Origin of the sequence: Pseudoalteromonas sp. SWYJ118 (assembly GCF_015864505.1) — a bacterium.
In the GTDB taxonomy this organism is placed as follows: domain Bacteria; phylum Pseudomonadota; class Gammaproteobacteria; order Enterobacterales; family Alteromonadaceae; genus Pseudoalteromonas; species Pseudoalteromonas arctica.
In genome coordinates, this window is record NZ_JADYXC010000027.1 from 1 (window position 1) to 12,469 (window position 12,469).

Annotated in this window: 9 protein-coding genes; 8 read left to right on the forward strand and 1 reads right to left on the reverse strand. The window is 37.9% G+C overall.

The features are described from left to right. The coding region (locus I6F48_RS18580; protein ID WP_197120034.1) for a type VI secretion system Vgr family protein at positions 1–2,284 on the reverse strand (2,284 nt) is incomplete at its 3' end. Positions 2,285–2,620: 336 nt separating this feature from the next. Between I6F48_RS18580 and I6F48_RS18585 the strand changes: the two genes are divergently transcribed. The 8 genes from I6F48_RS18585 to tssB all read left to right on the forward strand — a co-directional run bounded on the left by I6F48_RS18585 (position 2,621) and on the right by tssB (position 12,469). Further along, positions 2,621–3,055: a hypothetical protein gene (locus tag I6F48_RS18585; RefSeq protein WP_165729448.1), complete on the forward strand. Its 435-nt coding sequence runs from the start codon at positions 2,621–2,623 to the stop codon at positions 3,053–3,055. A gap of 21 nt (positions 3,056–3,076) precedes the next feature. Beyond that, complete coding sequence (tssJ, locus tag I6F48_RS18590) at positions 3,077–3,544, forward strand: type VI secretion system lipoprotein TssJ (protein ID WP_197120035.1); 468 nt, start codon at positions 3,077–3,079, stop codon at positions 3,542–3,544. Beyond that, entirely contained in the window at positions 3,544–4,884 is a 1,341-nt protein-coding gene (gene tssK / locus I6F48_RS18595; RefSeq protein ID WP_165729450.1) for a type VI secretion system baseplate subunit TssK, read from the forward strand. The genes tssJ and tssK overlap by 1 nt, the downstream gene beginning before the upstream one ends. A 15-nt stretch (positions 4,885–4,899) precedes the next feature. Further along, positions 4,900–5,622: a type IVB secretion system protein IcmH/DotU gene (gene icmH, locus I6F48_RS18600; RefSeq protein ID WP_007584493.1), complete on the forward strand. Its 723-nt coding sequence runs from the start codon at positions 4,900–4,902 to the stop codon at positions 5,620–5,622. Positions 5,623–5,630: 8 nt separating this feature from the next. Continuing rightward, positions 5,631–9,302 carry a type VI secretion system membrane subunit TssM gene (gene tssM / locus I6F48_RS18605; protein ID WP_197120036.1) on the forward strand — a complete coding sequence of 1,224 codons (3,672 nt, stop codon included), beginning with the start codon at positions 5,631–5,633 and terminating at the stop codon, positions 9,300–9,302. A gap of 11 nt (positions 9,303–9,313) precedes the next feature. Further along, the gene (gene tagF / locus I6F48_RS18610) at positions 9,314–10,306 is read left to right on the forward strand and encodes a type VI secretion system-associated protein TagF (protein ID WP_007584486.1); all 993 of its coding nucleotides are present in this window, start codon (positions 9,314–9,316) and stop codon (positions 10,304–10,306) included. Continuing rightward, on the forward strand, positions 10,303–11,871 hold the full coding sequence (locus I6F48_RS18615; RefSeq protein ID WP_197120037.1) for a TssA family type VI secretion system protein: 1,569 nt from the start codon (positions 10,303–10,305) through the stop codon (positions 11,869–11,871). The genes tagF and I6F48_RS18615 overlap by 4 nt, the downstream gene beginning before the upstream one ends. 76 nt (positions 11,872–11,947) lie before the next feature. Then, positions 11,948–12,469 (forward strand): type VI secretion system contractile sheath small subunit, encoded by a 522-nt coding sequence (gene tssB, locus I6F48_RS18620; RefSeq protein WP_165729453.1) that lies wholly within the window; start codon positions 11,948–11,950, stop codon positions 12,467–12,469.

The window sequence follows — 12,469 nt, forward strand, 5'->3', positions numbered from 1 at the left end:
GTTGTTGCTCATCAGCTTGAGTGGTTGCGCGCAGCAAAACATCACTTTTACCTTGCGGTAAATTAGCCAAGGTGGCTACACCGTTTGCCAGTGAGCCGGTATGTTCAATGCCCTCATTATCTATAACGATATAGTCAATACCATCAACGGGTGAACCATCATCATAAAGATATTCAAGTTCAAGCTGAGCGAGTGAACCTGCGGATAGCGTATTGTCACCCAAATCAAACGCAGTCACTTGGCTAATACCGACAGGGCTTGCGGTGCTTGGGCTACTGGATGTTTGTGGGCTGGTTATGTCGTAATCAACCGGGCCATCAAAGGTTATAAATGTGCCATCGAGTGTGAGTACGTTAGTGGCGGTAATATCAACATTGCCTTGGCTGTCGAGTTTTATCTCGCCGCCCGCGTTGTGAATAATTAAATCGCCATTACCAGAACCCGTTATGCTTATATTATTGTTTGTTTGTAAAAACGTAGAGCCAGTAGGTACATTAAGCTTTAAGTCGCTGTTATTGGTTTTAAGGAGTATGTCGCTCTGTGCATGCACTTTTACTGCACGTCCGGTGAGGAGTGATATTTCATTCTCGCTCGTAAGGGTTGCATTTTTACCACTGAACGCCTGGCTGCCACCACTTTGATAATTTACATGGTTGTTAGTTGTGGTTTGCGATACGGTATTTTTAACATCAATAAATTGATTGTTTTTAATAACAAACTGAACATTGTTTTGTTCGGTTTCAAGGCACAGGTCGCGCCCTGCGTGTAAATTTATAGTACCGAGTTGACTTATCCATTGAATAAATTGGCGGCCTGATTTTATAGCATTTAATTCAATATAGTGCTCACTGGCGAGTGTTTGTAAGATGACTTTGGGTACATCTTTATCGTCATCAAACATGAGTTCATTTTGCGCTGCGCTTAATAAGCGATTATGCGTTGGGTTAGCGGCTGTAACTACGCTTGGCTGGTCGGCGTTTAGTGCAAAACCCATTATAAATGTATTATTTGGGTCGTTATTAATACACCCAATAAGTACCTCAGAACCACCAACGAGTGGAAAGTGCCAGCCAGTGGCTTGAGGTTGATTTTCACAAGCATATAGCGCTAGTTTTTTTAGTGCAGGGCTTGATTGAATTACTGGGCGAGCTGTTTTATCAAACTCGGTACGAATACGGTATTGGCCGTGTTCATCTACAAATGCATTACTTGTGAGAGATTCTACGGTTGCTGGAAATACCATAGGCTTAGGTGTATGAGGCTCCGGCATTGCTTTGTAAGGTGTGCCTCGCTCTATAAATTGCGCTACGCAGTGATAGTGCGTTTCACCTTCATGGCTGCTTTCGTCATTTGCTTGATTAAGGGTGTGCTCTATTGCAATGCATAGCAAATCACCACTAGCAAACCCCATATTATCGTCAAGCGAAATTGAGCAGCCTGCAAATACATCAGATACATTACCCGTAAGCGTAACCAGTTTATTGTGTGTGGCTAATGCATTGCTAAAGCTTTGTGTTTGCGCTGATGCTTCGGCGTCTGAGTTTGCAGCAGGCTCGAAAAAAGATTGACTGTTACTGGCTACTTTTTGAAATTGTCCATGGGCATTACTTTGCGCTGCATTATTATATAAGGTTTGTGTTACTTCACTGTGCATAAAGCCGACAAAGTTACCCCAGTACTGGGCGTTCATCCCCGCGTTTGCTTTAACTTCTAATACACCCGTACTTAAGTAGGGGCTATTGAGGTTGCTGTCACTTATAACAAGTGTTTCGGTGTTTGATTCACTTTCAATCCAGTAAAAAAGACCATGCTGAGACATCAAGCGATTAAAAAAGGCCCAGTCACTTTCCATTGCTTGCACACATTGCTTTAAATGCGGTAAGGCGGAGCTTGTCCTAAAAACGATTTGTCCTGATGAATAACCTGCTTTTTGTGCTAAGTAATTTAATACATCTTGTACGTTTACGGTAATAAAGACTTTACTGTTTGAGGTGTCTTTTAAGGTGGATAATCGATCTTGAATGTTTATTTTAAAGCGATGTAGATTGTTGAATACACCCATATTGGTTACAGATGTAATCAGGCCGCATTGCTCTCGATATTTTTTGTTTTTATTAACAAAAATCACACTGGCATTAGCAAGTAGTATATCTGTATTGATTTTTACTGAAGATTCAACGGTGAGTAAATAACTAAAGCCTTTATTAATTTTTTCGTAGCCATGTAGGTAAGTAACATTAAAGTCTTTGTCATTAACCTTCAAAAAAAAATTAGATTTAGTCAAAACGTTGCAATCCCTGCTCGGTAAAATTAGTGGCGTAAACATACCTTTTTGTGTGTTAATGATCAACTGGATAATTGTAACTCTAAAAATAAATTGAATTATCTTTTTGATTGTTTCATAAATGGGGATTGTTTTGTTTTATTGCGTATTATTCATTTATAACTGTTTTTTAGAGTGTTTATTCTAATTCGTAAATCGCATTAATATTCTAATATTTTAAACCTTATATAGGTTGACAATAGCGGTTAGGTGTTTGTATTATGCGCCAAATAAATGGATTTATTACTAGCCTTAGACTAAGAGTTTTTTAGTTTAACTGATGACAAGGAGCATGTTGTGAATAAAAAAGAGTTTATAAATCAAATAAATAGCTTGTACTCCTTAGCTTGGTCACTTACTGCCAGCGTTTCTTCGCTGCTAGATCAGGTAGGTATTCCTGCCCATCGCGTTTTTTCTGAAAATTCTATAGAACACTTTTTCTTTTTTTTAAATAATCCTCCTAAAAGCAATGAAAAAGTTACTTTAATTAACGGTGATGTTTCTGTTTATATAAAAGAGCTTTCGCTAATAAATACTAAGTTAATTATGTCTATAGATGATGTTGTTACGCAGTCTTTGCTAGTTGATTCTCAAGAAAAAAGCAGAAAGAAGACCTTGTTCGGATTTTTTAAAACTAATAAATGGTCTGATTGTGCGAATGTAAGATTCAATAAAGTTATTTGCCCAGTTTATGAAGCTACTCTTTGCAAAACTAATTTTAATTTTAAATAAAAATATTTATTGAGGTAAAAAATGCGCTTTATTTTAAATGCGATTATAGGTTTATCACTTTCTATAATGTTAGCTGGTTGTATGAGTACTAACGTAAGTTTAGATGTTAAGGCAACAGATAACTTAAATTTAAACCAATTTGATGAAGCGTTACCAGTCGTTTTAAAGGTATATCAATTGTCGGATATACAAACCTTTAAAACAGCTACGTTTGAAGAATTATGGAAGTCAGATAAGTCAGTTTTAGCTAATAGTTTAATTACATTAGAAGAGCGAACAATTCACCCTTCTGAACAATCTAAAATTAAGTTTGAACAGGCTGAAAATGCAAGATTTGTTGCTATTGTGGCTTTATTTAGAGACCGCAGTGGAGACAACTGGAAAGCGTATTACCCGCTTGCAGATGGCCCTGTTAAGTTATCTACATCATTAGATGTTTTGGTTACCAATAACGAAGTTCAGTTACCTGGCGTGGATAAGGCTGAGTAATGAATTTAAAAGCTCCCGCAAAGCCCGTTTGGGCTGAAGGTGTTTTGCTTGCCCAGCAACATTTTCAACTATTTGACGATTATCACGATCAAAATCAGGTTGTACGTCAAGCGCTAATATCACCGTTGGCATTTGGTTTACAGCATTTTGCTATTGATGAATCAGCACTTGCTCGCGGCATATTAAAAGTGACCAGTTTTAAGCTACTTTTAGAAAATGGCCGTTTGCTTGATTTCGATCGTCAACATCAAGATGATTTAAAACTAGAGCTTGATAATAACCACCAAGAGAGTGTTATTTATATTGCTATTGCTGCAAATAAAACAGTTAGCAATATTGAAGGTTATGCGGCGAGTGGGCAATTGAGCGCATATGAAGCGGATTATATTGATTTAGAAGATAATCATGATGCGTCGCGTAGTCGTGAGGTATTAGTTGCAAAACCTAAATTTATATTACTGTCTGACTCAGATGTAAAAACTTATTTTGACACCATTGCCTGTTTGAAAATAAGTCGCTCGGAAGATGGATCATTTGTTTTAAATAAACAGTTTGTGCCTCCTTTATTAAATATTAGTGCGTCTGCTTATTTGACTGAATTATTAAACAGAACTGCTAATTTAGTTAATGCAAAAGTTAACGTGCTGCTTAGTAGACGTAAAAATTATGGCTCAGTTACTGACTTTGGGCCAAATGAAATGAATACATTTTTGTTACTTAATGCAATGGCTCCATCAGCCAAGCGTTTAGATCATCTTAAAAACTTGTCATTGGTTCATCCGGAACGTTTGTATTGTGAGCTTGTTGATTTAATTAGTTCAGTTTCAATGTTTGAGCACAGCGATTTAGTTAACCAAGTACCACCATACCAGCATAAAAATTTAAGTAATGTATTCGGTCAGCTTGATGGCCTATTAACTCGTTTACTTGAAGGGGTTGTTCCTAAGAAAATGGTGGGCTTGAAACTTGAAAAAACCTCTAACGCTATTTATCAAGTTGCCACTATTGATTCTGCCACTTTTACAAATAACGACTTTTATTTAGCTGTGTATTTTGAATCTGAAGACACAAAATGGATTGAAACATTTAGTGACCAAGTAAAAGTTGGAGCAAGCGAAAAGCTCGATATCATGATTTCATCTGCTTTAGCGGGTGTACAACTAACGCATTGTCAGCGACCTCCGAATAAGCTGGCCATAAAAAGTGGGTATGAATACTTCAGGCTTGAGTCGCATGGTTTCATTTGGCAGCAAATTATTGAAGAGCAATCATTAAGCCTATTTGTACCATTTGGATTGCAAAGTGCACAAATTGAAATTGTTACCGTAGCACGTAATTAACGTTGAGTTGAAATTATGCAAGAAGCACAAAAAGAACAAGATTTAGTCGCGTGTATTTCGCCTGTAATTAATGCGCTAACACCATTAAAACTAAAGCAATCTACTAACTTAGAGCTTGAAGAGTTTAGAGAAAATTTACTAACTAGTTTTGATGACTATGAGCGTAATTGTTACTCGCAACAGGTAACAACAAGTTTAATGCAAGAAGTTAAGTTTGCTCTTACGGCTATGTGTGATGAATTTGTTATGAGTTCAGGTGCTCATTTTAGAATGGATTGGATGTCTCGACCGCTACAGCTTGAATTTTTTGGTAACAACCGAGCTGGTGAAGAATTTTTTGAACGTTTAGGTAAGTTGCGTACCGGCGGAGAGCAAAAGCTAGCTGCATTAGAGGTTTATTATATTTGTCTGCAGCTTGGCTTTGAAGGCATTTACAAAGTTAAAGGCATTGAGCAATTAAAAGCGTTAATTGTTGATGTTAGAGCTCAAATTGAAGATATAAAAGGAACACCGAGTTCTCAATTATCTGATAACGGTATACCTGCAGAAGGGTTTGCTATGAAGGTGGGGCGTAATATTCCTTATTGGGTGATTTTGGCTATTTGCTTGGGTTCTATTGCCTCATTATTTGCTGGATTTCATTATGTAATTAATAAGCAAGCAACGCAGAGTACTCAGGTAATAGACAACCAAATTGAAGTGCTGACTCAGCTCAATAAAACCAACGAAACACGATAGGTAACACAATGCAGGGAAGAGTTAATAAAAGCGGTTTAGTTCATTTTTTATTGGGCTTGGTATCATCGCGTGCAACGGGTCAACTTATTGGCTTTATAGCCGTTTTGAGTATTGTGTGGTTTGCCGGTCGCATGGTGGGTTTAGATACTACCGATAAAAAATTAATTGCGATGGGTGCTGTAACCGCTGTTTTTGTTTTATTTATTTTTATTCGTTGGTTATGGACTAAGCGCTCAGGCGATAAGTTAGCTTCTGAATTAGCAAGTCATAATGCCGGTTCGAGTGCTGAATTAAGCGAAATTAAAGAAAAAATGCAAGAAGCATTGGGGTCTTTAAAAGCATCTCATTTAGGTGCGGGTTATCGTGGTAATACCGCTTTATACGCTTTGCCTTGGTATATGATTATTGGCCCTTCGGCTACAGGGAAAAGTACTTTATTTGCAAATTCGGGCTTACATTTTCCTTACTCTAATTCGAGTGAATTGCATATCCAAGGTTTTGGTGGAACGCGCAATTGTGACTGGTGGTTTTCAGATCAAGCTATTTTAATTGACACCGCAGGGCGTTACACAACTGAGCAGTCAGAAAACAAAGAGTGGTTGTCATTTTTAGCGCTCCTTAAAAAATACAGGCCAAAGCTGCCTATAAATGGCGTAATGGTGGCTATTAGCGTTGCAGATGTATTAACTTCCGACAGTGAAGAAATCCGTCAACATGTAAAATTAGTACGTGAGCGTATAGAGGAGCTAATTACTCAACTTGGCGTTATCTTTCCTGTATATATTACTTTTACTAAAACTGACTTAATAAGTGGTTTTGAACCTTTTTTTAGCGACTTATCTGAAAAAGAGCGTGAGCAAGTATTTGGTGCTTACTTACTCGATATTAGTGAAGATCAAAAAAATGATCCTGCGGAAATGTTTGAAGTTCGTATGCAGGAGCTATATGAGCGACTGTGCGAGCAACGATTAAGTAAAGTTGCACGCGAGCGCAATGAGCATCGTAAGCAACTAATACTAGATTTTCCTAACCAATTTCAATCGGCTTCAACTAAGTTAACTGAGTTTGTTAACTTGCTGTTTAAGTCTAATCCGTATCAAGAAGTTCCTTGGTTTGCTGGTGTTTATTTTACATCGGGTACGCAAGAAGGAACGCCTATTGAACGCATTACTAATGGTGTACGAGATCAATTTGGTGCGGTTGTAGTTGACCAAAAACAAGAAAGTATTACTCAAAGTTATTTTATTAACCGCGTATTTAATGATGTTATTTTTAAGCTGCAGGATTTAACGCGAGGAAACAGAAAAAAACGGTTAGTAGGACGCTGGTTAAAAGGTTTAACCGTTACTTCGGGCTTGGCATCTATTGCCGCAATTACAGCACTTCTTATTACGTCATACACGAGTAATCAACTATTACTTAATCAAGGTGAGTCACGTGTAAAAGCTGTTGTTGAAGCTAATGTAAGTAAGGCTAAAGATGAGCAAAAGCTCGCGGCTACGCTAGCTTTATTTGAGCACTATGGTCAGCTTAAAACTTACGAAGATTCACTTCCGTGGTATTTTATATTTGGTATTTATGAAGGTGATGAAACCTTAAATAGTGTTGCAAATGTACTATTTAATCAAATGAATCAACTTATTACTTACCCAGGTGAAGAGCATCTACTTGCACAAATAAAGCAGTACGAAACTCAGTGGTTTGACAATGAAGATGAAGCAAAAGCAACTATTCGTCAGCAGTATTATGATGCACTAAAAATGCATTTAATGATGAGTACGAACCCTGAGCATATTTCAACGGAGTTTGCTAAAGAGCAATTGCTTAATTTTATTGCTGAGCATTTTCATATAGACATAAATGCACAAGAGCAAGCGCCAATTTATACACAACTGAGTAGCTTAGTTGATATGTACCTACAAAATATGGGTAGCGATATAGAGCAACCAGGTAAAATTGCATTTTGGCAAACTAACGAAACATCAATAGCACTCGCGCGCGATAACTTAAATACCCAGCCAGAGGCTTTCCCGTTATATCAACAAGTAATTACAAGTTTTGCTGAACGTAAAAAGCCATTGTTATTAAACGATTTTATGATTTCTAAAAATCGTGATGTATTTAAAAGTAAGTATAAAATCCCATATGTTTATACAAACTTAGGGTGGCAGGAATATGTATTCCCAGAGATTAAACGTATTTCACGTTTGGTATTCTCAGGTGACTGGGTTATGGGTTCAAGCGATGAAAATGGTCAAAATGTTGTTGACGAAGCACAAGCTGAAACCTTGGCAAAGGCTATGCGTGCATATTACTTTAAAGACTACGGCAATACCTGGTTCGCTTTTATAGATAGCATAAAAGTACCTGCATTTAGAGATCTAAACGATGCAAGTATTGATTTTGCACGCCTTTCATCGATGGACGGCCCTTTTAACGATTTAATGAAACTAATTAACGACAATATTACGCTTGCTGACGCGCCTTTGAAAAGCCAGGCTTCAATAGGTAAGACGGCTGCTGATGTTGCAAATAAATTAGCTTTAAATACACCCACAATTACTCAAATGAGTACGGTTAGAGCGCCAGAGCTTGAAAGCCGATTTGCTGATTTAAGACGTTTTGCGCAGCCTAATGAAGATAAAAACTCTTCTGATTACTTAAGGCAGTACATTAGTTCATTAAGTAGCATTCATTCAGACATTAAAGCTATGGCAGCGAGTAATGAAGATGATGCTCAAGCAATGATATTTGCGCAGGACTTGCTTTCAGGTAACAGCCAAAGTAATGCATTGCAGTCTTCGTGGATTATTATTGAGAGCCAAACCCGAGCATTAGACCCTCAAACTAAAGAAACGCTAGATAAGTTATTTAAAGCCCCACTTCACGGTGGTATAGCGACTGTCATGGCAAAAGCACGTACTCAGCTTAATCAAGAATGGGAAAACCAAGTTTATACTATGTACAACAGTAGTTTAGCTGGTAAATACCCGTTTAACTTAACAGGCCCTGATGCTGCTATAGCAGATGTGTCTGAGTTTTTGAATTCTGAATCTGGGATTTTATGGAGCTTTATTAATACCCAACTCAAACCATTTATGAAAGTACGCCGCGGTGTGTGGGAAGAAAAACAATGGAATGGTGTAGGTATTGGTTTTAGCGCGCAATTACTTGATGGTTTAACTAAAGCAAATAAAGTAACTCGTTCGTTGTTCTCTAGCGGTGCTGATAGTGCTGGTTTTACTTTTCAAATGATGCCGGTTCCACACCGAGGTATTCGTGAAACGTACCTAGGCTTTAGTGAGCAAGGTTATCGTTATCGTAATGAGCCTGAAGAATGGCGTAATTTTTCGTGGCCTGGTCGAGGGGCTGCAGAAAAAGCGGTTCTGTATGGTCTAGATAATAAAGGGCGTCGTATTTCTATCGAGCAAGACGGGCCTTGGGCACTACTAAAAGTACTTAACTCAGCCAACGTTAAATGGATTAAAGGCACGGAGTTTTTAGCAACCTGGGAATTAAAAGATAAATCTGAAAAGCCGTTAACGGTGCAGTTTTCTCTTAAATCAGGTCGCAACAGCGGTATATTTTCAAAATACATGCTTACGTCGTTTGCATTACCAAGCTCTTTGTTTTCGCAAAGCCCTAGTTTGGCTCAATCGCAATCGCGAACGATGCAATAGGCCGCCTAGCAATGTTTAATTTATTTACTAAAAAGAAAACACCGACACTGGTTAAGCAACACAGCTTTGGTTTTATGGGTAAAACACCAATAAGACCAGACTTTGTAAAGCTTAATATTTCATCTAGAGAATCGGTTGGATTTGATCATTGGTTGCAAGAGGGCTTTGCACATTTAAACCGTGGTAGAAAAACAACGGATACAAGCCACTTGAATGGAACTAAGTCGTTGTTCTTTATATCTGGCAATGCTGATGATGGTGGTTTACTTGGCGTTTTGCAGCCAAGTAAAGATAGCAGTGGTCGGTTTTACCCATTTAGCTCTTTTGTACATAGTGGGCTTGATACATATAAGCGTCACCCGGCTTTTCTATTTTTATTTGCAAGCCAAGTAATAGAGCACCTTTTAGGTGTAAATGAAAATATTAAACAAGCTGCCAGTATTAATGAAATGGAGCAAAAAGCACAAGATTATAACCGTGTAGCTGATGCACTTAAACAGCAACCAAACTTAACTCTAGAGCTTGATAAACTTAGAACTATTCCGATGAGCGTTTTTTGGCAGCATTTAGGCCTGAACGATATTGCTAAAAGAGCAATTTTAATTGAAGAGCTATCGGCTGTGCTTAAATCTATCGCTAATAGAGGGTGTTTAAGAAGTCAGTTTGGTATTCGCCTACCAATGCCTAGTTTTAGTCATGAAAGTGCCTTAGTTGCCGGGTTTTGGTTGCACTTAGTTGCATCTATGGTGGCAGATCATAATTGGCAGCCTTGGTTTTTTTATCAGTTAGGTGATGAGAATCAAGCGCCAAGCTTAACCATTTTTTGTAGACCTATTCCGGCGTCTTATTTTAATAGTGTGTGGGAATACGATAAAAAAACGAATGATATTGTTGATCTATGTAATTTAAAAGTAGAAAAGCAGCCGTCTTCACAAACACTTAATTTTGCTGATATGGATAACGTGAGTGTTTACGATGCACTTCGTCGTTGGTGTAAGTCATGAATAATACACCTCATACACATACCACCTGGATTGAATGGCTTGAAGCATTAAGTGCTCCTCTACCGGGGAACAAGTGTGGAGAAGATTTAAAGTACGAAGAAACGTTTAAAGCATTAAAGGCGTCTTCATCGGGTGTCGGGGAAGTTGATTTTAAAGTGATGTTTATACAAGCATCCGATTTACTCAACACTCAAAGTAAAGATTTACGCATAGTAAGTTATTTAGCACTTGCGGCAACAAGTGAGTTTGGAGTTACAGGTTTAACACATACGTTATTGTTGTTTAATCGTTTGTTGACTACTTATACGGATGAGGTTCATCCCTTCAAAGCGAGAATGCGCGCTGCAGTCAATACATGGTTTTTGCAACAGCAAGAGCGTTTAAAAGGTGTTGCCCAAGGCCATAATACAAACGCTGAGCAATGGCCTGAGCTTATAGCTGCTTTAACCCAATACAACGAGCAGTGTGTTGGGTTGCTAGATAACGAATCTGGTCCTTTATCGACTTTGAATGAGTGGGCTAAAGAACAAGAAAAGCGAAACCCAGTGCCTGTCGCGACACCAGTGCAAGAAGAAAAAGCGATTAGCGCAGAGCAAAAATTAGCTGATAACTCAGTTGTAACTGCTCCAAAATCAGAAGCTAATAATACTACACCAGCCCCAGTTACTAACCAGGTTAGTATTGGTAATGCTGATATTGCCTCAGATACAGCGTATTTAAGTGCGGTTAGGCAGCTACTTAATTTTGATAAAGAACAAAATAACATTGAACGAGTAGTAAAGTTATCGCGAGCTGCACGTTGGACAAGATTGGCACTACCCGCTAACGAAAGTGGAAAAACGCGTTTACCCGCTCCAAGAGCTGCAGCATTTGCTCCAATTGAAAATGCATTGGCAAGTGATCAACCTGAACAAGCTTTAAATTTAGCCGAAGGGTTATTTATGGAAGGAGCTATGCAATTTAATTTAAACCTTCAAGTACTTAGTTTAAATGCATTAAAAAAATTAAATAAATTGCCGCTAGTTCATTGGCTTGAACAACAATTAGTGAATTTAAATGAGCAGTTTCCTGCTTTAGTTTCCCTACAGTATGACGATGGAAGCCCGTTATGTTCATCTGTAAATAAAGAGTTTTTAAAAGAGTTATCACATTCTGCAAAAACAGAGTCTGTTAGCTCCCAAAGTAGTGCGTTTGATGAGCAATATAGCGAATTAATACAAGACGTCGAAAAAGGGCAGTTATCGACGGCATTAATTAAAGTCGATCAAATAAATATTTTAAACGATTTTGACAAAGCTCAAGCGCAATTATTAAAGGCTAAGTTATTAATAAAAGCTGAGCATTACGAACATGCTTTAGCGTTGTTAGGGGTGTTACTAAAACAAATAAAAGCGCATGATTTAGCGCAATGGCAACAATGTTTTTGCATGGAAGTATGGCGATTTTCCAAGCAGTGTTATGCAAGTTTGTCACAAACGCCAGAAGATGAAATGAGTTTAGCTGCTAAACATATTAGTCAGCAAATGATGGTAACTAACCCTGCACAAGCATTAGCGTGGGTTTAGTTACAAGGGCTTGACTAATATGTCGAGGTTTAATTGGAATTGAGTCGGTAGATAACCAAACTGCAAAGGAAAAAACATGAGTGATACATTTCAAAAAGAGATCCCCAGAGCTCGGATCAATATTTCGTTAGAGCTTGATACAGATGGCGCTTCACAAAAAAGTGAATTGCCATTAAAAATGCTAGTAATTGGTGACTACTCAAATGGTCAAAATAGCCAAGAACTATCTGAGCGTGAGCGCGTAACAATTAATAAAAATAATATTGAGCAAGTGCTTAAAGATATGGCGCCTAAAGCGAACTTTCAGGTAGCAAATAAAATTAAAGGTGAGGGCGAAATTAGCGTAAACCTTGAGTTTGATTCTTTTAAATCGTTTGACCCAGAATCAGTTGCTTCTCAAGTGCCAGAGCTTAATAAAATGATGGCTATGCGTAATTTACTTCGCGACCTTAAATCTAATTTATTAGATAACTCATCACTTCGTAAAGAATTAGAGCGTGTATTACAAAATCAACCAGAGCTAGATGAATTAAAAGCTAAACTGGATGAAATTGCGCCGCTGGCTTCTGAAGATGAAAAACAACCAATAACTGAATAA